The sequence below is a fragment of the Lentzea sp. NPDC051838 genome, from assembly GCF_040681245.1.
In the GTDB taxonomy this organism is placed as follows: domain Bacteria; phylum Actinomycetota; class Actinomycetes; order Mycobacteriales; family Pseudonocardiaceae; genus Lentzea.
Genome location: NZ_JBFAYI010000002.1, coordinates 320,740 through 341,430, shown reverse-complemented (window position 1 = coordinate 341,430; position 20,691 = coordinate 320,740). Strand labels below are relative to the sequence as shown.

Sequence of the window (20,691 nt, the reverse complement as noted above, 5' to 3'; positions counted from 1 at the left end):
GCCACGGGAGCACGAATCGTGCACAACGTTACCTATTACCAAGGGAAAGCACGCACGATCGAATGGCGTCGAAGATAGCTTCAGGAGCTATCGCTCTCACATACATCGGACCTATGCTCCTGACACGGTTCGTGTCGCCTCAACACCCAACGGAGGGTGTCCATGCACAGGTCTCTCGTGAGGTCGAGGCTCTCGGCAACGGTCCTGGTGGCCGTGGCATCGGCGGGGCTCGTCACGGGTTCCGACCCGAGCCCCGTGGCCCACGCGCAGCAGGCGGCGGACGGCGACACGCTGTGGTACGACGAGCCGGCCAACGACTGGGAGAGCAGGGCGTTGCCGATCGGCAACGGTGCACTGGGCGCGATGGTGTTCGGCGGTGTGACGTCGGAGCAGTTGCAGTTCAACGAGAAGTCCCTGTGGACCGGCGGCCCTGGTTCCTCCGGGTACAACTTCGGCAACTGGACCTCGCCGCGTCCCGGCGCGCTCGACGAGGTCGTGAACGCGATCAACCAGAACGGCCAGGCCGACCCGAAGTGGGTGGCGGGCAAGCTGGGCCAGCCCAAGACCAACTTCGGCGCCTACCAGACCTTCGGCGACCTCCGCCTGGACATGGCCGGGCAGTCCACCTCGTTCTCCGGCTACCGGCGCGAGCTCAACATCGGCGACGCCTCCGCCAAGGTCAGTTACACCAACAACGGCATCCGTTACGACCGCGAGTACTTCGCCAGCTACCCCGGCCAGGTGGTGGCCGGGCGGCTCGGTGCGGACCAGCCGGGGAAGGTGTCGTTCACCCTGCGCTACACCTCGCCGCGCAGCGACTTCACCGCGACCGCGTCCGGTGGCCGATTGAAGATCCGGGGCACGCTGGCCAACAACGGCATGATCTTCGAAGCGCAGATCCAGGTGCTCACCGACGGCGGAACCGTGACCAGCAACGGGAACGCCGTGACCGTGTCGGGCGCGAACAGCGCGACGTTCGTCCTCGGCGCGGGCACCAACTACGCCGACACCTACCCGAACTACCGCACCTCCGATCCCGCCGCCCGCGTCAAGGCCACTGTGGACAGTGCTGCGGCGAAGTCGTTCGCCACCCTGCGCGCTGCCCATGTCGCGGACCACAAGGCGTTGTTCGACCGGGTGAAGCTGCACATCGGCCAGATCATGCCGAACAAGCCCACCGACGACCTGCGCGCCGCCTACACCGGAGGCTCCTCGCCCGACGACCGGGCGCTGGAGGCGCTGTTCTACCAGTACGGCCGGTACCTGCTGATCGCCTCCTCGCGCAGCGGCTCGCTACCGGCGAACCTGCAAGGTGTCTGGAACAACTCGACCTCACCGCCGTGGTCAGCTGACTACCACACCAACATCAACATCCAGATGAACTACTGGCTCGCCGAGCAGACCAACCTCGGCGAGACCGCGGAACCGTTCGTCCGGTTCGTCGAGGCGCTCAAGGCCCCCGGCGAGGTCACCGCCAACGCCATGTTCGGCACCGGCGGCTGGGTCGTGCACAACGAGACCAACCCGTTCGGCTTCACCGGCGTGCACGACTGGGCGACCGCGTTCTGGTTCCCCGAAGCAGGCGGCTGGCTGGCCTCCCAGGTCTACGACCTCTCCACGTTCAGCAAGAACCCCGCCCTGCTCAACCGCGCCTACTCGCTTCTCAAGGGCGCCAGCGAGTTCTGGGTCGCCAACCTGCGCACCGACCCGCGCGACGGCAAACTCGTCGCCACCCCCAGCTACTCCCCCGAACACGGCCCCTTCACCGCGGGCGACTCCATGGCCCAGCAAATCGTGCAGGGCCTGTTCACCGACACCATCGCCGCCGCCACCGAACTCGGCGTCGACCCCGCCTTCCGCACCCAGCTCCAGCAGAAGCTCACCGCGATGGACCCCGGCCTGCGCATCAGCAACGGCCGCCTCCAGGAGTGGAAGAGCAACACCATCTCCGGCGAACCGCAGCACCGGCACGTCTCCCACCTCTACGCCCTGCACCCCGGCCACCAGATCGCGGCCGGCACCACCTTCGGCGACGCCGCCAAAGCCACCCTCCTCGACCGCGGCGACGGCGGCACCGGCTGGAGCAAGGCCTGGAAAATCAACTTCTGGGCCCGGCTGCTCGACGGCGACCACTCGCACAAGATGCTCTCCGAACAGCTCAAGTCCTCCACGCTGGCCAACCTGTTCGACACCCACCCGCCGTTCCAGATCGACGGCAACTTCGGCGCCACCGCCGGCATGACCGAAATGCTGCTGCAGAGCCAGAACGGCGACATCCACGTCCTGCCGGCCAAACCGAGCGCCTGGACGTCCGGCTCGGTCACCGGCCTCAAAGCCCGCGGCAACGTCACCGTGGACGCGTCCTGGACCACCGTCGGCGGCATCGACTTCACCGTGAAGCCCACGCGCACCGGCCCGCTGACGCTGCGCAACGGCATCTTCGCCGGCCAGTACACGCTGACCGACACGACGACCGGACAACCCGTCTCCACCACCGGCACCGGCGACCGCAGGACTTTCACCGCCACCGCCGGGCACTCCTACCGCGCCACCGGCACCGTCCGGAAGCCCGTGAACCTGGCGTTGAACGCACCGGCCAGCCAGTCGAGCACCTACTCGAACGGCGCGGTCGCGAGCAGGGCGGTCGACGGCAACACCAACGGCGCCTTCTGGTCCGGCTCGGTCACCCACACCTCGGACAACCCGCTCGACACCAACCCGTGGTGGCAGGTCGACCTCGGCGCCGCGAAGGCGGTGAGCACGGTCGAACTGTGGAACCGGACCGACTGCTGCTCCGACCGCCTCCGCCAGTTCTACGTCTTCGCCTCCGACACACCCTTCACCTCTACCGACCCTCAGACGACCGCCGCGCAACCCGGAGTCTGGAGCCACTTCCAGACCGCCGCGGTCGGGGCCTCGCTGTCGCTGCCCGTCAACCGCACCGCGCGCTACGTCCGTGTACAGCTCGTAGGCTCGGATCGGCCGCTCTCACTCGCCGAGGTCCAAGTCTTCGACTGATCCCTACTCCTCACAGCTAGAGCACGACGAGCCTCCCTCCGAGCGTCACCCGCAGCTTGCCGTCCGCGGCGAACGACCAGCCGAGGGCACCGGCGAACCCGGCACATCGCGAGCCGTTTCCGCCGGTCCAGAACTGGTTGGAGCTGTCCGCGTTCCCGGCAGTCTTGTCGTTGGAGCCCTTGCTGCTGCGACACGACGTGTTGCCGCGGTACACGGAACTGCCCGCGTCGAACGAGAAGTTGCGTTCGTCGTTGTCGATGCTGAGGTTGTTCGAGACGGCCATGGCGCCGGGGTTGCGGTTGTAGGTGAAGCCGTGCTTGCCGTTGTCGAACGCGATGGTGCGCCGGACGACGTGCGGTACGGCGATGTCCTCGCCGCCCAGTTTGAAGCCGTTGCGGTCGCCGTTGCCCGCCTGGCCACCGTTGCTGAGCGTGCCGTTCTTGTACGCCAAGGAGTCCTCGACGGTCACCGCGCCGATCGCGCCGGTGTCCGGCTTGGTGTAGAGGTCCCAGCCGTCGTCGATGTTGTTGTGCGACACGGCGTACCGGAAGACGTTGCCGGGGCCGACGGTCAGCTTGGCGGCGAACCCGTCGGCGTCCTCGCCGTCGGCGTCGCGGTTGTCGTGGGACTCGGCGCTCACCACGAGGTTGTTGGCGGGCCATTGGTTCTTGGGCGTGCTGGAGGCGATCCGGGACAGCTGCAGGCCGGAGTCGCGGTTGAACCGGGTGATCGTGCGTTCGAGGATGTTGTTGCTGCCGCCGACGAAGATGCCGTTGTCGCCGGCCCGCTCGACGGTCAGGCCGTAGATGTGCCAGTAAGAGCCGTTGACCGCCAGGCCGCGGTTGGCCGGGTCCTCGGTCTGCGACGAGAAGTTCAGCACCGGCTTCTCGCCCTGGTAGGCGGTCAGCTTCTTGCGGGCGCTCGCGGTGCCGTTGTTGGTCGGCTGGATGGTGATGGTCTTGGCGAGGCTGTACGTGCCACCGCGCACGTAGATGGTGCCGCCGGTGGCGATCCGCGTGATCGCCGAGGTCAGCGTGGTGGGGTCGGAGATCGTGCCGGTCGCGCCGTCACGACCGGACGGGGACACGTACAGCAAGCTTTCAGCGGCGGGTGCGGATCCCGGCAACGCCAGAACCAGTGCCAGAACAAGTGATTTCATGTCTTCTCCCACGTCATGGAGTGGTGAAGCTCGGGTGCGGCGGCTGGTTGTAGGCGGTGTTCTGCCACGCCACCGCCTCCCGGTACTGCCGGTCCTGCATCAGCGAGGGCCGCCGGATGGTCGTCGGCTCGGTGGTGGAGTAGATGCGCAGCGCCCGGCTGTCCGAGGTGCGCCAGACGACTTCCTCGCGCCAGTCGCCGAGGATGTCGGCCTGCAGCGCCGGCGTGGACTTGGTGCCGTTGTTCGAAGCCACGCCCGAACCCGTGAGCAGCCGCGTGTCGCCGTTGGGGCCGTACTTGTCGATCGTGGTGCCGTTGAGCAGCTCGCGTTGCGCGTCGCCGTCCCACCAGATCACGAAGTTGGTCGACCCCGGTTTCCGCGCGGCGACCTGGGCTCCCGTGGTCGCGGACCGCAGCCCTCCCACCGCGGACGACCACGCCTCTGCACCGGGGTTGCCCGCCCAGATGTCCGCGGCGACACCTCGGCCGTTGTCGCAGCCGCACGTCGGCGCGCTCCAGAGGATCTGGCCGGTGCGCGCGTCGCCCATCCAGTGCGCGACCTCGTTCGTGTGCTCCGACGGTTTGAACACCTCGAGCCCCGGTCTGGACGGGATGAAGTCGCCGACGTGCAGCGCGTCGCCGTGGTGGGTGTTGTTCTGCCACAGGCCAGTGCCGTTGTCGTCGATCGCCATCGACCCGTAGACGATCTCGTCGCGGCCGTCGCCGTCGACATCGGCGACCGACAGCTGGTGGTTCCCCTTGCCTTCCCAGGCCGAGCGGTTCGACTGCGCCGCCGAGTCGAACGTCCACCGCCGGGTCAGCTGCCCGCTGCGGAAGTCCCACGCCGAGATCACGCTGCGGGTGTAGTACCCGCGGGCCATGACGATGCTCGGCCGCGCACCGTCCACATAGGCCGTCGCCGCCAGGAATCGGTCGACCCGGTTGCCGTAGCTGTCGCCCCACGACGAGACGTTGCCGCGCGGTGGCACGAAGCTCTCGGTGTCGAGGACCGCTCCGTCCGTGCCGCGGAACACCGAGAGGAACTCCGGCCCTGTCAGCACGTAGCCGTCGGCGTTGCGGTGGTCGGCGTTCGCGTCGCCGATCACCTGCCCGGTGCCGGACCGCGTGCCGTCCGCGGTCTTCACGGCGATCTCCGACCTGCTGTCACCGTCGTAGTCGAACACCTGGAACTGGGTGTAGTGCGCGCCCGCGCGGATGTTGCGACCTAGATCGATTCGCCACAACCTCGTACCGTTCAACCGATACGCGTCAAGGTACACGTTGCCCGTGCGACCCGCCTGCGAGTTGTCCTTGGCGCCAGCGGGATCCCACTTGAGCACGATCTCCCACTCGCCGTCGCCGTCCAGGTCGCCGACCGACGCGTCGTTGGCCACGTAACCGGATCCCGGCACCTGCAGCGGAACGTCCCGGCTCTCAGCCAACGTGCCCACCGGATGTGTGGCCGCCGCCTCCACGCCTCCGTTCATCGGACGCACCGAGTAGGACGCCGTCGCGGGCGCACCCGCGTCGAGATAGCTCGTCGCCGTCGTCACGGGTGCGTCGTTGACCTTCACGCCGTCGCGGTAGACGTTGAAGGCCACCCCGGACGCGTCGGAGCCGAGCAGCCGCCACGACACGAAGTTGCCGGAGCCGTGCACCGATCGGATGCTGACGAGGCCTCGGTCCGGGGAGACCTCGTCAGCCAGCGCGGGAACGCTGCTCGCGGTGAGAACCACGGCGAGCAGCATCGAGATCGTCCGGCGCATCTCAGTAGACCTTGATCTCGGTCAGCCCGGTCCTGAAACCGGAGACGTGCGTCATCTGCACGCGGAGCCGCTGCGTGCTCACCGGCGTGAACTTGGCCTGGTTGTAGTTCGCGCGAGGCGAGGCAGGTGTTCTGCTCTGCCCCGGCGCATCGGCCCAGCCGCTGCCGTTCCAGTACTGGACCTGGTACGACGCTGGTGCCCGATAACGGTTTCCGGCCCGGTCGTCGCGGAAGTACAGCCGTGCCTCGCTGACCGACCGCTGCTGCCCGAAGTTGAGCTCGTACCAGTCGGTGCCGTTGGGTGAGCCGGAGCTGCCCCAGATCGGTTCGTTGATGGGGAAGCCGTCCACTGCGGCGCCGGTCGAGGTGCCGGACGCGGTGTAGGAGGCCGACACCGCAGCGCCTTGAGCCAGGTTCGGGCGGGTGGAGGTCAGGTCGACGCCGGCCTTCGCGAACACGTCGACCATGCGGGCGCTGTTCTGGACGACATCACGGGGCGCCTGCACGCCGGGAACCGTCGTCTGGAAGACCACCGAGCCGCCCGACGGGAGCGTGACCTGCCCGGTGGCCGGGTTGTAGAGGACGCGCGTCAGCCTGTCGACAGTGAACGCGCGAGTGCCGTTGAAGTACACGGAATAGCCTTGTGGCACGCCGTTGTAGCGGGTCACCCCGTCCGCCGGGTCATCCCACACGACACTCAGATCGGCGTTGCGGTGGCGCAGGTTGTTCACCGCGAAGTGCGACCAGCCGATGTTGATCGGCGACAGCTCGATCAACCCGTCGGTGCGCGGCCGCAGACCCGCGACGTCCTCCACGACCGTCCAGTTGCTGCTGCCCAGGATGTTGTGGTGGATCCACGACCGGTACTGGATGGAGTTGCCGTTCCAGTCGGCCCAGAACTCGTTGGCATCGGGCCATTGCGTGTTGCCGCCGATGTACTGCGCCCAGGCGTTCCAGTACAACAGCTTCGTGTAGTCCTCGGCAGACATCCACTGGTTGGGGTAGTTGCGCAGCACCGACGAGTACAGCCGGAACTGCACGGTCGAGTTGATGGTGGAGAAGTTGTTCGAGCCGGGGTGACCGGCCGCGGCCGCTTCCGCCTTGTCCTTCTGGTTGGCCGTGTAGAACGGGAACACCGGATACTCGGACGGCTGGGCGAAGAGCCGCAGCGCCTGCTTGTACTGGTCGGTCGACGGCATCAGGCCGACCGAGTACGGGTAGTAGTTGTTGATCTCCTTCCAGGGCACGTGGGTGTTGGTGTCCACGTGCTTGTGCTCCAGCAGCTGCCGGGACGGGTTCCACAGCGTGTTGATCACACCGGACCGGATCCGATCGGCCAGCGCCTGCATCTCGCTCGCCTTCGCCGAGTTGCCGGCCAAGGCATAGGCCTGTTGTGCGGCGACGGCTCCGCTCCACACGTAGGCGGTCTCCGCGCGGTCGAGCCTGCCCGGCCGCCAGTCGAACGACACCGCGTCGGCGTCGTTTCCAGTGAGCGCGCCCCAGTCGTACTCGATCACGCCGTTGTTGTTCGTGTCGTAGAACGACAGCTGGCCCTTGGCATCTCCTTCCGCGTACCGGGCGAGCAGGGCCGCGATCGCGGGCTGGCCGCCGTGGACCTGGTAGCTGCGCCACCCGGCCTCGGAGATGTACTGCGTGTAGGAGTTGGACCAGTTCTGCGGGTCACCGGGGTTGTCCATGAACCGGCCACCGCGCGACGTCTGCCCCGCCGAAAGCCACGGCCCGTACGAGTAAACGGGATCACGCAGGTACTTCAGGTCGTCGATGTGCATCGGCTGGGTCAGCACGATCGCGTTGTTGTACCCGGTGGCGCCCTCGACCGAGATCGGGAACTGGTAGTCCTGGCCGGGGATGTCGACGTCGAGGTGGTTGAAGCGCATCAGCCACCAGCGGTAGTAGATGTTCTTCTTGATCGCCGGGTCTGGCACGTCGATGTACGGGATGTTGTCTGCCCACCAACGGTTGTACGTACGCACGTGCGTCGCGAAGGCAGTGGCAGGCGTGAACCCGCGGTACGCCTCGTACTCGCTGGCCGACTCCGGGATCTCGGTCGTCAGGAAGCCCATCTCCACCTTGGTGGACACGGTCTGCCCGGCGCCGACGGTGATCGACCGGTCCAGGCCACCGTTGCCGACGGTGAAGCCGTCACCGGCGAGGCGCGGCCGGATCGTGGTGAGGTTGTTCTTCACCAGCCGGCTGCCGGTCAGCTCGCTGCCACTCGCGGTCGTCGCGTACGGCGAGGTGGCTCGCAGTTGCAGCGTCGCGGACGAGCCGCCGGTGTTGACGATCGCCAGGTTCGTCACGGCCACGTTGTTGTGGGTGATGAACTTCGTCATCTCCACTCGGATCGACCCGCTGGTGAAGACGCCCTTGTAGTGGCTGGGTTTCTGCACCCGGCTGCCGACCTGTTCGGTGAACGTGCCGGGCGACACCGCGATCTGGTAGGCGTTCTGGCCGCTGATGTCGTCCCAGTACGCGGACCGGCCGCCGAACCCGATCACGCCGGGATTGTGGGTGTACATGAACAACCCGCGGCCCCGCGTCATCAGGAAGTCGCCGGCCGGGTCACCGCCGGGACGGGCCAGCAGCCGGTCCATCCAGAAGTCGGTGCCGCCGCTCTCCGCGTCGTAGATCGCGCGCATCGTGCTGCCGGTGTTGTAGCCGACCGGGGGCGCTGGGATCGACGGTCCGTTGAACGTCGGGTACCCGATCGGTTGCGCGGCCGAGGCGGGTGCGATCCCGCCGGTGAGCAGTACGACGGCCAGCGCGGGTGCCGTCAGGCGGCGAAGGCTTGCCATTCCAGGACTCCCGTCGGGAACGTGCTGGTGTCGAAGGTGTTGGCCGCCGTCTGGACGACTCGCCGCATCGTGCCGTCGGCGTTGAACCGCAACAGGTCCACGGCCACCGAGCGGCGGAAGTTGCCACCGCCGGGCGCGTTCGCGTTGTGGTAGACCATGTACCACTGGCCCTTGAACTGCGCGACGCCCGCGTGGTTGGTGGTCGACGAGACCTGACCGAGCACCACACCCCGGTGCGTCCACGGCCCCATCGGATTCGTGGCGGTGGCGTAACGCTGGCAGGCGTAGCTGGACGACGTGACGCAGCCGTTCGTGTCGTTTGCGGCGTAGATCATGTAGTAGAGGCCGTTGCGCTTGAACATGAACGGCGCTTCCCAGAAGTTCGCGAGACCCTGCGGTGTCACGACCGGGCCGTCCAGTTCGATCATGTTCGGCTTGAGCTTCGCCGCCCGTGCGCCCCAGTAGCTGCCCCAGTAGAGGTAGGCCTGGCCGTCGTCGTCGGTGAAGACCGTGGGGTCGATGTTGAGCCCGGACGAGTTCGGTGTGCTGTCGCTGATCAGCGGCCCGCCCTTGGCATCGGTGAACGGTCCGAGCGGGCTGGTGCCGACCGCGACGCCGATGTTCATCCAGCCGGGACCGTTGCCGTTGACCGAGGTGTACCAGTAGTACTTGCCGTTCCTGGGTTCTACCTCGCTCGCCCACGCGTCGGCACCGGCCCAGCGGAACGTACCGATGTTCGCCTTCGCGCCGTGGTCGGTCCAGGTGGCGGCGTCGGTGGACGAGAGCACCCGCCACTCGCGCATGACGAAGTTCTGCTCACCCGGCGCGGCTTCGTCCCGTCCGGTGTAGATGTACAGGGTGTTGCCGACGACCAGCGGTGCCGGGTCGGCGGTGTAGACCGAGGTGATGATCGGGTTCGCCGCGCTCGCGGGCGTCACACCCGCGAGCAACGTGATCGCGGCGGCCAGCAGGATGGCGCGCATCGATCCTCCTTATGCACCAGTGGAGTGGAGGTTCGCGACCTCTGCGGCGGTGAGGGCGCGGCCGTAGACGCGGAACGAGTCCACGGCGCCGTCGAGATAGGGGTCGTTCGCGTACTGCGACCGCCCGATCCAGTTCTGCGAGGTGTTGGCAACCCTCGACGTCATCGCCGAGTTGCGCGCGACCTCGAGACCGTTGACATACAGGACGCCGAGATCACCGCTCTGGGTCACGGCGACGTGCGTCCACACGCCTTGAGGCAACGCCGCCGACGCGTTGATCTGCTGCTCCGCGCCCGCGCCGCCACTGGTGATCGCGAACCTCGCACCGCCAGCTGAGCTGAGCGGGGTGAGGAAGGCGTACACGTCGGTGCCGTTGCCGAAGTCGAACACGCGAGACCAGGTGGTCACGGTGTCCAGCCGCACCCAGGTGGCGACGCTGAACGCCGTGGCTCCAGCAAGCAGGCCCGACGGCAGCACCACGTGCGCGCCGGAACCGGCCAGGTCGACCGCTCCCCCGGTCCGGCCGGTCGTCCACCCGGCACCACCCGCGAGCGCGGCGGTCAGGCCGTTGCCCGTGGCGTCGCTGGTGTTGCCGTCGAACGGGTAGTGCGCGATGAACGGTGGCGTCTCCGCGGCGACCGTCCAGTAGACGGTGTAACGCTGCCCATGGACCTTGTAGAACGGAATCAACGTCACCTGACCTGTGCTCGCCGTGGCCGTGTACTGCAGCGGTGTCGAGGTTGCGCGGATCGACGACGGTTGCAGCGTGGGCATCGACGAGAGGTTGTTCGTGCCGTACGCACCGGCCAGCACGATCGGCCCGTACCGCACCGCCTGCACCGCGCGGTTGTCCGGAGTGGACTCGCGGTGCAACACCATCGGCAGGCTGATCTCCACCACGTCACCGCTCGACCACACCCGGTTGAGCCGTGCGTAGGAACCAGCGGTGACCGGATCCTGCAGCACTCCGTTGAGCCGGATCTGCGCACGCGCCGCCCACGAGGGAATCCGCACGCGCAGGTCGATCGTCCCGGACCCGGTGATCGTCAGTTTCGTCGACTCCGACTCGGGGAACGACGTCTCCTGCCGCACGGTGAACCCGCGCCAGTTCAACGTGGAGGCGATGAACAGGTTGACGTACAAGGCGGTGCCTGACTGCGCGTAGATGCGGCCGGTGTGGCAGGTGTTGGTCTCCATCCCGGTGCCGTGGCAGCAGGTGAAGTCGTTGTAGTCGTTGCTGTACGTGCGGATGCCGCCAGGTCGCAACGGCGTGTAGTAGCTGTGGTGACCGTGCGACGAGTTCGGGTTCTGCGCGCCCAGCAGGTGGTTGTAGAGCGTCTTCTCGTAGAAGTCGAAGTACCGCGCGTCAGAGGGATTGCCGCGGAACAACTGCGCGGTGAGCTTCAGCATGTTGTAGGAGTTGCAGGATTCGCAGGTGTTGTCGGACAGTTCGGACGCGATCCGGCCGGGTGCCTTGAAGTACTCGCCGTTGGAGTTGCCGCCGATCGCATAGCTGTGCGTGCCGACGACGAACTCCCAGAAGTTGCTCGCGATGTCGCGGTACCTGGACGTGCCGGTCGCGTGGTACTCGCGGATCGCCCCGATCGCCTTCGGGATCTGGGTGTTGGCGTGGTAGCCGTTCAGCGCGTCCCTGTTCTGCGCCAGCGGGTCGAAGATCTCCGCGTGGTCGAAGTACTGGGCGGTGGTGAGGTGCTGCGGATCGCCGGTGAGCTGGTAGAGGTTGGCCAGCACCTCGTTCATGCCGCCGAACTCCGTGCGCAACATGCTCTGGCGTTGCGCGTAGGTCAGCCTGCCGTTGCGCGTCCCCGCCCAGGCCGCCATGCGGTTCAGCACCGTCAGGGCCTGCGCGTTGCCCGCCAGCAGGTGCATGTCGAGCAACCCGGCAAAGATCTTGTGCAGGGTGTAGTAGGGCGCCCACACCTGCTGGCCGGTCTCGACCCGGACGATGAAGCTCTCCGGGAACGCCGAGAGGTAGCCCGCCGTGAACCCCGCCGTCGTGGCCCGGTCCTGGCAGATCGCCAGCTGGGCCACGAGGTGGTCGCCCTTGGCCTTGAACGCGGTGTCACCGGTGCTCGCGTAGGCCTGGGCCAGCGCCGACAGCACGTGGCCGGTCGAGTGCCCACGCAGCTCGGTGGTCGGCGACTCCCACCCTCCACAAGGGACAGCAGACGAGTTGAGCCCCACGTTGAGCCGGAACATGTGCAGCAGGCGTTCGGGATCGAGGAACTTCAGGTAGGCGTGGGTGCGGAGGGTGTTGTCGCGGAACGGCCCCGGCAGCAGGGACACCGATCCGAGCGGGAGGAGCTCGGCGGACACCCCGAAGTCGGGGCGGGCCGCGGCGAGCGCGCGTGCGGGCAACGCCGTCGCCGCAACGGCGAACGCGCCCGCACGCAACACAGTGCGTCGAGGGAGGAGGCCCATCAGAAGCCGTACCGGTTCTTCAGGTGCCGCCAGAAGTCGCGCAGCATCCACTTGTCGAACTCGGTGATCACCGTGGAGCTGCCGGCCTTCATGATGAACCGGTCGACGCCGCTGGGCGTCCAGTCGTAGAAGTCGTCCAGCCCGAACGTGTGGCCTATCTCGTGCAGCAGGATGTGCACGTCGGACGAGTTCAGGTTGTTCATGTAGTACTCGCTGCCGATCCGCTGTCCCCAGTCACCGCCGGCGCCGCCGCCGAAGCCGGCCGTGAGCCACAGGGACTGGTCGTAGTGCCGCGCGACGCCACCAGGACACCGCGGATACGTGCCACCCCGGTTGAAGAACCTGCCGCAGCCCTCGGCGCACTGCGGTGCGTTCTCCCGGATGTCGTTGACGTAGATGTCGACGGAGTTGTCGTTCCACTTCAACTGGTTCCGATCGCGCACCGCCCAGCCGACGACCTTGATAGGCACCGACGCGTACGGGAAGTTGTTGTGGCCCGCCATCGCGTCCATCCACTTCTTGTACTGACGGGCGAGCTGAGCGTGCACGGCGTCGCGTTGCTGCGCGGTCACCGGCTGGGGCGAGTCCCAGCGCACGCAGAAGTTCAGGTATCCCTTGTTGACGAAGAGCTGGTCCCAGCCGTAGTTGCGGAAGCCGTAGAGACCGCCGTAGGTGCTCTCCACGTGCTGCCACACCTGGTTCAACGGGGTCACCAGGTTCGCGGGCGGGTTCCACGTGTCCGCTCTCGCAGGCGCCGCCACGCCCACTGCCATCACCGCCGCGAACAGAGCGGCCACGAATCCCTTCCACATTCGGATCATCTCCTCAGCCTTTGAGGGCGCCCGAGGTGAACCCCCGGACGTAGCTGCGTTGCAGGAACGCGAAGAGCACCAGGCAGGGCACCGCCATGAACACCACGCCCGCCTCCAGCGCGGCGTAGTCGATCGAGCCGTGACTCGCGGTGCGCATGTTGACCACGGCGAGAATCGCGGTGAACTTGCCGGTGGAGTTGAGCAGGATCAAGGGAGCGAAGAACTCGCTCCACGAGCTGAGGAAGGCGAACAGCCCCACGGTGACCAGACCGGGCCGCACGGCGGGCAGCATGATCCGCACCAGCGTGCCGAAGCTCGAACACCCGTCCACGCGAGCGGACTCCTCCAGCTCGACCGGCACGGCCTCGAAGCTGTTGCGCATCATGAAGACCGAGAACGGCAGCTGAAAGACGATCAGCACCAGGCTCAGCCCGATCAGCGAGTCCTCCAGCCCGAGCCAGCCGAGCAGCACGTACAGCGCGATCAGGATCGTCGCGTACGGCACCATCAGGATCGCCAACGTGAGCAGGAACAGCATCTCGCGGCCGGGGAACTTGAACCTGCCGAACGCATAACCGGCCAAAGTGGACACGACGAGCGTGCCCGTGACCGTCAATGCGCTCACGATCACACTGTTGAGCACGTGCACCGCACGGATCCCGTTGGCGGAGTTGAACAGCCGCGCGTAGTTCTCCAAGCCGAACCCGGTGTCCGTGCGCACCGACGCCCACCCGCTCCACACCAGCGGGAACAGGAACAGGATCGCGAGCGCCGTGCCCGTGACGTAGTAGGAGGTCCTCATGCCGACCTCCGGCGCAGAACGGCCAACTGAACCGAGCTGACCAGAGCGAGCAGCACCAGCAGCACCACCGAGATCCCCGCCGCCGAACCGAGGTCGAGCCGGATGAACGCCTCCCGGTAGATCACCATGACGACCGACGTGGTGCTGTTGTCCGGGCCTCCGCGCGTCAGGATCCAGAACTGGTCGAACGCGAGCAGCGATCCGGTGATCATCATCGTGAGCACCAGCGCGATGGTCGGCCGCAGCAACGGCACGGTGATCCGGCTGAACAGCTGCCACCTGGTCGCGCCGTCGATCCGCGCGGCCTCGTAGACGTCGAGCGGGATGGCCTGCAGCCCGGTCAGCAGGATGAGCATGTTGAAGCCCGCGAACCGCCACAGCACCAGCAGCACGGCTTCTCCCAGCGCCGGGCTGTCACTGCGCAGCAAGCCGAGGAACAGCAGCGAAGCGCTCGCGAACCCCACCGCCATCGGCAGGAAGAACGCGGTGCGGAAGAACCCGACACCCGGCCGCCGGTTCTGCACCAGCAACGCGAGCCCGAACGCCAAGGCGAACAGCGACACCGTGATCAGCACTGTGTACTTCAACGTGAACCAGACCGCGTCGTGCAACAGGGCGTTCTCACCGATCGCGGTGTAGTTGGCCGGCGCGTTCAACCGGGGCTTGCCGAGCAACGGCCAGCGGTGCAGCGACATCCAGCCGACGAGCAGCAACGGAACCACGAAGAACAACACCACCAGCACCGCCGCGGGTGTGGCGTAGAGGGCTCCGCTGACCGCCCGCCTGCGCACCGGTCACTCCTGCCGCAACGACTTGGTGATCGCCTCGTTGCCCGCCATCAGCGCCGCCGACGCGTCACCGAACAACGCGCCGCGCACGGTGGTCAGCCACGGCCCCTGCGGGTCGTTGAACGTGGCGTTGAAGTTGCGCGCGTACGGCGTCTTCCCCTTGGCCACCAGCCCGTTCGCGGTGACGAGCCGTGGATCGGCCGACGAGTACTTGTTCGCCGCGAGGTCGGTCCTGACCGGCACGCCCTTGCGCTTCGCGATGACCTCGACCTGGGCTTCGTCCGACATCGTCCAGGCCAGGAAGTTCCACGCCTGCGCGGACTTCGAGCTCGTCGCACCGATGCCGATGGCGTCGCCTCCGACGAAGGTCGACTCGCCGCCGGTGAGGCCGGGAATCGGCGCCAGTCCCATCTTCACGCCCTTGCCCTCGATGGCGTCGAGCCACACCGACGGGCCGGGCGCGATGCCGACCTTCCCGTCCTGCAGCGCGCCGAGCCACGTCGGTCCCGCCTCGCCCTTCGACCCCGGGGCCGCTACGCCCTGGTCGTAGAGCTCGCGGTACAGCGCGAACACCCCGGCCATCTCGGGTGAGTCGACGCGCGCGTTCTTGCCGTCGGCGTCCAGGACGTCCCCGCCCGCTGCCCAGACCGACGGCCACAGCGTGAACTCGATACATCCGCCGCAGTTGCCGCCGAAGTACGTGCCCTCGACGTCACCGCCGAGCCGGTCGATCTTGCGAGCGTGCTCGGCGAACTCGGTCAGCGTGCGTGGTGGCTTCTCCGGGTCGAGACCGGCCTTGGCGTAGAGGTCCTTGTTGTACAGCAGCACCGACAGGTCGATCGTGTGCGGCACCGCGAAGTTGTGGCCCTCCCACGTGCCCGCACGGACGTGGGAGGGGGCTACGGAGTCCTTGAACGGCAAGGACTTGAACTGGTCGGAGACGTCAGACCACAGTCCCTGCGCGGCGTACTGCGGTGCGAACACCACGTCGGCGGCGAAGAGGTCCGGCAACGACTTCGCACCCGCGGCCGAGGCGAGCTTCGCCGGGTACTCCTCGTTGGGGTACGCGGTGACCTCGATCTTGTCGCGGTGCCCGGCGTTGTAGGCGTCGGCGTAGGCCTTCGACACCGACTCGGTCGCGGCACGCGTCCACAGCGTGAGGGTCGTCGGCCCGTCGCCGGGCGCCTCCGCGCAGGCCGCGGTGGCCAGGACGAGCGAGACTGCCGCGAGCATCGCTTTCACGGTCTCTCCTTTGAGACGTGGGTCCTACGTGGTGGGCAACCAGATCCGCATCGTCGAGGGGCCGCGGCGAGCCCAGCGGTGGTAGGGCGTGAGGTGCACCGGAACAGGCGCGCCGAGTCTGGTGGTCGGTGCGCCGTACGGCCACGACGACTCCAGAGGCTCCTCGAACCGCGCGTGCACCACCGCGCCGTCCCCGTCTTCCACCGGATCGTCGGCGGTGCAGACTCTCAGCGTGTCGAGGTCGTTCTCCCCCAATGACTCAGCGCACAACACGAGCGGACCTCGTTCCACCGCAACGCACCCCCGCACCGCGTCGATGCGCGGGTCCGGCCAGGTGAACCGCGGCCGCATGGGTAGCTCCAGCGTGATCTCCTGCCCCGCCGCCCATTCCTGGGTCAGCACGACTTCGCCTGGTGCAACCGGGCGGCGCTCGTCGTCGAGGACGAGCACCGCACCGGTCGCCCAGTCGGGAACGCGCAGGGTGATCGACCAAGGGTTGCCGCCGCTCCTGGTCACCCGCACGGCCACGTTTCCGTCGTCCGGATAGGACGTGCGCACCTGCAGCCCGGTGAGGCCGGTGTCGACGTCGTAGTCGGTGTACTGGTGCAGGCGAAGCCCGGTGTCGTCGGCGGTGACGAGGTACGACGAGAGGCTCGCGACCAGCCGGGCGAGGTTCGGCAGGCAGCACGACACCTCGAACCACGGCGCCCGGAGCCCGCCACCCACGTCGAGCCGCTCACCGCCACCGTTGGCCTGCGCCGGAATGCGCTGGTGCAACGTGTTGGCGTAGAAGAAGTCCCGGCCGTCGTCACCGATCGCCGTCGCGATCACGTTGTGCAGGACTCGTTCTGTGACGTCGGCGTAGCGGTTGTCGCCGGTGGCGAGCAACAGCCGGTGCGCCAGCATCACGGTGGCGACCCCGGCACAGGTCTCCGCGTACGCCCGGTCCGCGGGCAGCACGAAGTCCTCACCGAACGCCTCGTCCTGATGCCGTGACCCCATCCCGCCGGTGAGGTGCGTGCGCCGCGCCCACGTGCGGTCGAACTGCGCTGCCACCGCTTCCAGCAGGTCGTCGTCACCGGTCTCGACCGCAACGTCAACCGCACCGCACGCCAGGTACAGCGCGCGCACCGCATGCCCGCGAAGGACTGTCGCCTTGCGCACCGGGACGTCGTCGCTGAAGTAAGACCAACCGAACTCGTGCGCGGGCAGGGTGCGGTGGCCGCGGCGATCCACGAACAACGCCGCCTGGTCGAGATAACGCTGCTCCCCGGTCAGCCGGGCGAGCTCCACCAGCGCGGTCTCGATCTCCGGGTGCCCGCAGACGCCCGTGCTGTCCGGCCCGAAAACCGCGCAGACGTGGTCGGCTGCGCGCCGGGCGACCTCCAACAACTGCCCTTCGCCCGCCACCCTCGTACGGGCGACCGCAGCCTGCAGAAGGTGACCGGTGCAATAGAGTTCGTGGCCCCAAGCCAGATCGCTGTAGCGCGGCCGCTGCCGGGCCCTGCCGAACGCCGTGTGGAGATAGCCGTCGTCCGCCTGAGCCGCGGCGAACGTGGCAATGAGCGCGTCGATTCGGGTGTTCAGGCCGTCGTTCGGGGATCTGCCGTGTTCCCACGACATCGCCTCGACGATTTTGTAGACCTCCGAATCCGAGAACTCCCGCCCTTTCCGCTCACGTGATTCAGCACCGCTGGCGGCGACGGTGAAATTGGTGGTCCACCCGAGCCGGTCCATCCAGTGCAGCGCGTGGCCGAGCGTCTCCTCACCGTTGACCCGTTGCCGCTCAGCCCAAAACCCGCCAACGACACGCACCTCGTCCGTCCCCAATGGACGGAGAGGGCCGCGGGACGGAACCACCGGACCGCGGATCAACTGAGTGTTGCGCATCTGAGCCACACAACGCACTCTGGTGTCCGAAAACGATTTCGACAATGCGCCATCAGGAGCACAAATCGTCGAATGAGCAGTCGAATTCAACTCGAAAGGTTTTCGATGGGCAGACGACGGTCGGAAGCGGTGACACTCGGGGACGTGGCGAAGCGGGCGGGCGTGTCGATCGCCACCGCGTCCAAGGCGATCAACGACCGGGACGAGGTCGCGGCGGCCACCAGAGCCCGCGTGCTGCGCGCTGCGGCCGAACTTTCCTTCCAGCCCAACCTCCTGGCGCAGGGCCTGGTGGCGGGCCGGACACGGGCGATCGGGCTGCTCACCGACGAGTTCGACGGCCGGTTCGCCATCCCGATCCTGCTCGGCGCCGAAAACGCGTTGTCAGACCAGGAAATGTCCGTACTGCTGTGCGACACCCGCGGCGACGCCATCCGCCGCAACCACTACATCCGCACCCTGCTCGCCCGCCAGGTCGACGGGTTCATCATCGTCGGCGACAGCAACGACGTCCGCACCTCGCTGACCGCGGACATCCCGGTCCCCGCCGTGTACGTCTACTGCCGCTCGACCAACCCCGCCGACCTCAGCCTGGTCTCCGACGACGAAGGCGGCGCCAAGCTCGCTGTCGAGCACCTGATCACGTTGCGCCGCAAACACATCGCCCACATCACCGGCCCGCAGTCCTATCGCGCCGCCCGCGACCGCGCTGCCACCGTGCGCACCGTCCTGGACTCGCACGGCCTTGCGCTCGTCGGAAAAGAGCCGCTGCACGGCGAGTGGTCACAGCGCTGGGGCAGGCACGCCGCCCGTCTCCTGCTCGCCACCGCGCCCGAGGTCGACGCGATCTTCTGCGGCAACGACCAGATCGCCAGCGGTGTCACGCAGACGCTCACCGAACTCGGCCGACGCATACCGGACGACGTCGCGATCGTCGGCTACGACAACTGGGAGATCTTCGCCTCGGACTGCCGTCCGCCGCTCACCACGATCGACCTCAACCTCCAGCAGCTCGGCACAACAGCCGTCACGCACCTGTTGGCAGCACTCGGAGGTAGTCCAACGTCCGGAGTCGCCCGACAACCGTGCCGATTGGTGGTGCGCGAGTCCACGGCATGATTCTCAGGACCCGCGATCGGCGCAATTACCCAGCCCGGCGGCTTGTCCTTCCGGGCTGGATTTCGATGCGCAAAAGGGCGCACCTATTCGGGATCGGGAAAGCAGACGCGAACGTTTGCCGCCGGGGTGAGATAGGCGTCCCCGAAACGGCGTTGTAGCGAGATGTCCGTTGCGCCGGCCGATCGCGGGCGGCCGGCCGGGACGGCTTTCACGACGAACTCCTGAATGCGCGCTGGTTCCACCGGAGTCAGGTGGATCATGCACAGCAGTTCCCCTCGCTCGCCGGGGACCGACCAGGTGATGTCGGCGGCGCTGGTGGCGGAGACGACGGTGGACGGGCAGGAGTCGCGCAGGGGGCCCACTTCGGCCACGAGTCGGGCGAGGTCCTCGCGGCGGTGTGCGAGCGGGCGGTCGAAGTCGATGTTCGAGGCGAAGATTTGGGCGGCCAGGGAATCGTCCCAGTTCCGGACCAGCGCGTCGGCCTGATGGTGGAGTGAGACGGTTTCCGGCCAGAGGGTGGCGGTGGCCGCGGGGGTCTGGTGGTGGTTCAGCAGCCGTCCTAGCGCCTCGATGCAAAGCGCGCCCGGGTTGCCGCGGTTGCCGTTGGTCAGGACGACCGCGCCGCGGCCCGATTCTGGATGCCAGGCCATTACCAGCCAGAAGCCGGGGAGTCCGCCGGTGTGGGAGATGACCGTGCCGCGGTGCAGGTCGGTCGTCACGCCCAGGCCCAGGGCGTATCCGCTGGAGCTCAGCCTGGCTTGGCCGATGCCGGTCAGGCTCAGCGATGGTGCTGTGAAGACGCGCACCCGCTGGAGGTCCCTTCGGGACAAGCGGCTCAGCACCGGGCGGTCCTCGGGTTGCGCCGGCCGGAAGGCGGAGCCCAGCCAGGTGATCCAGCGCGCCAGGTCTCGCACCGTGCTCACCAGGCCGCCTGCGGCCAGGAACGCGTCCGAGGTCTGTGGCGGGTAGGCGATCCAGTTTCCCTCTGTGTCGAGGGAGTAGCCGACGGCGCGCTGAAGGTGGTCGGGCACGGCCGTGTCGCAGAACGTGGAGGTCAGGCCCAGCGGGCGGAGCAGTTCGTCGGTCACGAACTCCGCCAGGGGGCGGCCCACCGCACGGCTGAGGGCCAGGCCGGCCAGGGTGAACCCGAGGTTGGAGTACTCGAAGACCGCGCCTGGCAGGTGGCTCAGGCGAACTCCCTTGGACACCAGGGCCAGGAGGTTCTCGGTGGGCGTGTTGATGAACGGGTCCACCCAGGAGTTGTCCTCGGTCAGGCCGCCGCACATGCCCAGGAGCATCTCGATCGTGGGGACGTCCTCCTGGCCGTCGACGAGGACGAACTCGGGGACGTACTTGGTGATCGGGTCGTGCAGGGACAGTTTGCCCTGGTCGCGGGCGATCAACACCGCGCAGGCGATGAAGCTCTTCGTCATCGACGCGATCGGGAACACCACGTCGGCGTCGGGGAGGCGGTCCTGCTCGTCGACCGCTCCGAAGCCGGCCGTGTGCGCCAGCCCGTCCTGGTCGGTGATGCCGTAGACCAACGCGCGCGAGTGCCCGGCCGCCGTGTGCTGGCCGAACAGCGCGTCCAGCTCCTTGTGGAGTGGCACCTGGAGCACCTCATCGGACATCTGCCCACCAACTCCTCGACCGAGGTCACGAAACGTCGCCCCGGCCAACGCTACCGAAAGCGCGGGAGCGGGTGGCTCAGTTGCACCTGGGATCCATTTGCGGCAAGAACATTTCCGACTCCGTTTCTTGCAACAAACCACACGATTTCAAGAACGATCGACGGCGAATCGATTCCACGTACGCGCGATTAGCGCAGGGACGGCCAAGACGAGGCCATTTCAGGTCGA

13 protein-coding genes are annotated in these 20,691 nt (G+C 67.5%); 2 read left to right on the top strand and 11 right to left on the bottom strand.

Features of this window, described 5'->3' with window-relative positions:
• Positions 1–162: 162 nt before the first annotated feature.
• Positions 163–3,018 carry a glycoside hydrolase N-terminal domain-containing protein gene (locus AB0M24_RS07485; RefSeq protein WP_363762205.1) on the top strand — a complete coding sequence of 952 codons (2,856 nt, stop codon included), beginning with the start codon at positions 163–165 and terminating at the stop codon, positions 3,016–3,018.
• Positions 3,019–3,034: 16 nt separating this feature from the next.
• On the opposite strand, the gene AB0M24_RS07480 is transcribed toward AB0M24_RS07485, so the two are convergent.
• Genes AB0M24_RS07480 through AB0M24_RS07435 form a run of 10 tightly spaced genes read right to left on the bottom strand, consistent with a single transcriptional unit; the run spans position 3,035 to position 17,641 of the window.
• Positions 3,035–4,177 (bottom strand): right-handed parallel beta-helix repeat-containing protein, encoded by a 1,143-nt coding sequence (locus tag AB0M24_RS07480; protein ID WP_363762203.1) that lies wholly within the window; start codon positions 4,175–4,177, stop codon positions 3,035–3,037.
• A 13-nt stretch (positions 4,178–4,190) separates the two neighbouring features.
• Complete coding sequence (locus tag AB0M24_RS07475; protein ID WP_363762201.1) at positions 4,191–5,942, bottom strand: rhamnogalacturonan lyase; 1,752 nt, start codon at positions 5,940–5,942, stop codon at positions 4,191–4,193.
• Position 5,943: 1 nt separating this feature from the next.
• A complete protein-coding gene (locus AB0M24_RS07470) occupies positions 5,944–8,757 on the bottom strand; it encodes a discoidin domain-containing protein (protein WP_363762199.1) in 2,814 nt (937 codons plus the stop codon).
• Positions 8,736–9,740, bottom strand: a complete 1,005-nt coding sequence (locus tag AB0M24_RS07465) for a glycoside hydrolase family 43 protein (protein WP_363762197.1) — start codon at positions 9,738–9,740, stop codon at positions 8,736–8,738. The genes AB0M24_RS07470 and AB0M24_RS07465 overlap by 22 nt, the downstream gene beginning before the upstream one ends.
• A gap of 9 nt (positions 9,741–9,749) precedes the next feature.
• On the bottom strand, positions 9,750–12,182 hold the full coding sequence (locus AB0M24_RS07460) for a beta-L-arabinofuranosidase domain-containing protein (protein WP_363762195.1): 2,433 nt from the start codon (positions 12,180–12,182) through the stop codon (positions 9,750–9,752).
• Positions 12,182–13,003 carry a hypothetical protein gene (locus tag AB0M24_RS07455; RefSeq protein WP_363762193.1) on the bottom strand — a complete coding sequence of 274 codons (822 nt, stop codon included), beginning with the start codon at positions 13,001–13,003 and terminating at the stop codon, positions 12,182–12,184. Before AB0M24_RS07455 ends, AB0M24_RS07460 begins: the two co-directional genes overlap by 1 nt.
• 4 nt (positions 13,004–13,007) lie before the next feature.
• Positions 13,008–13,796, bottom strand: a complete 789-nt coding sequence (locus AB0M24_RS07450) for a carbohydrate ABC transporter permease (RefSeq protein WP_363762191.1) — start codon at positions 13,794–13,796, stop codon at positions 13,008–13,010.
• Positions 13,793–14,587: a sugar ABC transporter permease gene (locus AB0M24_RS07445; RefSeq protein WP_363762189.1), complete on the bottom strand. Its 795-nt coding sequence runs from the start codon at positions 14,585–14,587 to the stop codon at positions 13,793–13,795. The genes AB0M24_RS07450 and AB0M24_RS07445 overlap by 4 nt, the downstream gene beginning before the upstream one ends.
• Before the next feature lie 3 nt (positions 14,588–14,590).
• Positions 14,591–15,817: a sugar ABC transporter substrate-binding protein gene (locus AB0M24_RS07440; protein WP_363763033.1), complete on the bottom strand. Its 1,227-nt coding sequence runs from the start codon at positions 15,815–15,817 to the stop codon at positions 14,591–14,593.
• A 33-nt stretch (positions 15,818–15,850) separates the two neighbouring features.
• The gene (locus tag AB0M24_RS07435; RefSeq protein ID WP_363762187.1) at positions 15,851–17,641 is read right to left on the bottom strand and encodes a beta-L-arabinofuranosidase domain-containing protein; all 1,791 of its coding nucleotides are present in this window, start codon (positions 17,639–17,641) and stop codon (positions 15,851–15,853) included.
• Positions 17,642–17,821: 180 nt separating this feature from the next.
• Between AB0M24_RS07435 and AB0M24_RS07430 the strand changes: the two genes are divergently transcribed.
• The gene (locus tag AB0M24_RS07430; RefSeq protein ID WP_363762185.1) at positions 17,822–18,832 is read left to right on the top strand and encodes a LacI family DNA-binding transcriptional regulator; all 1,011 of its coding nucleotides are present in this window, start codon (positions 17,822–17,824) and stop codon (positions 18,830–18,832) included.
• An 83-nt stretch (positions 18,833–18,915) separates the two neighbouring features.
• Here AB0M24_RS07430 and AB0M24_RS07425 read toward each other — a convergent pair whose 3' ends face one another.
• Positions 18,916–20,463: a serine hydrolase domain-containing protein gene (locus AB0M24_RS07425; protein ID WP_363762183.1), complete on the bottom strand. Its 1,548-nt coding sequence runs from the start codon at positions 20,461–20,463 to the stop codon at positions 18,916–18,918.
• Positions 20,464–20,691 lie beyond the last annotated feature (228 nt).

What these genes read in the sequence shown, in the direction of transcription:
- AB0M24_RS07460 (WP_363762195.1), bottom strand. Translation starts at nt 12,182, where the DNA reads ATGGGCCTCCTCCCTCGACGCACTGTGTTGCGTGCGGGCGCGTTCGCC.
- AB0M24_RS07465 (WP_363762197.1), bottom strand. Translation starts at nt 9,740, where the DNA reads ATGCGCGCCATCCTGCTGGCCGCCGCGATCACGTTGCTCGCGGGTGTG.
- AB0M24_RS07475 (WP_363762201.1), bottom strand. Translation starts at nt 5,942, where the DNA reads ATGCGCCGGACGATCTCGATGCTGCTCGCCGTGGTTCTCACCGCGAGC.
- AB0M24_RS07430 (WP_363762185.1), top strand. Translation starts at nt 17,822, where the DNA reads ATGGGCAGACGACGGTCGGAAGCGGTGACACTCGGGGACGTGGCGAAG.
- AB0M24_RS07440 (WP_363763033.1), bottom strand. Translation starts at nt 15,817, where the DNA reads ATGCTCGCGGCAGTCTCGCTCGTCCTGGCCACCGCGGCCTGCGCGGAG.
- AB0M24_RS07470 (WP_363762199.1), bottom strand. Translation starts at nt 8,757, where the DNA reads ATGGCAAGCCTTCGCCGCCTGACGGCACCCGCGCTGGCCGTCGTACTG.
- AB0M24_RS07485 (WP_363762205.1), top strand. Translation starts at nt 163, where the DNA reads ATGCACAGGTCTCTCGTGAGGTCGAGGCTCTCGGCAACGGTCCTGGTG.
- AB0M24_RS07455 (WP_363762193.1), bottom strand. Translation starts at nt 13,003, where the DNA reads ATGATCCGAATGTGGAAGGGATTCGTGGCCGCTCTGTTCGCGGCGGTG.
- AB0M24_RS07450 (WP_363762191.1), bottom strand. Translation starts at nt 13,796, where the DNA reads ATGAGGACCTCCTACTACGTCACGGGCACGGCGCTCGCGATCCTGTTC.
- AB0M24_RS07425 (WP_363762183.1), bottom strand. Translation starts at nt 20,463, where the DNA reads ATGTCCGATGAGGTGCTCCAGGTGCCACTCCACAAGGAGCTGGACGCG.
- AB0M24_RS07480 (WP_363762203.1), bottom strand. Translation starts at nt 4,177, where the DNA reads ATGAAATCACTTGTTCTGGCACTGGTTCTGGCGTTGCCGGGATCCGCA.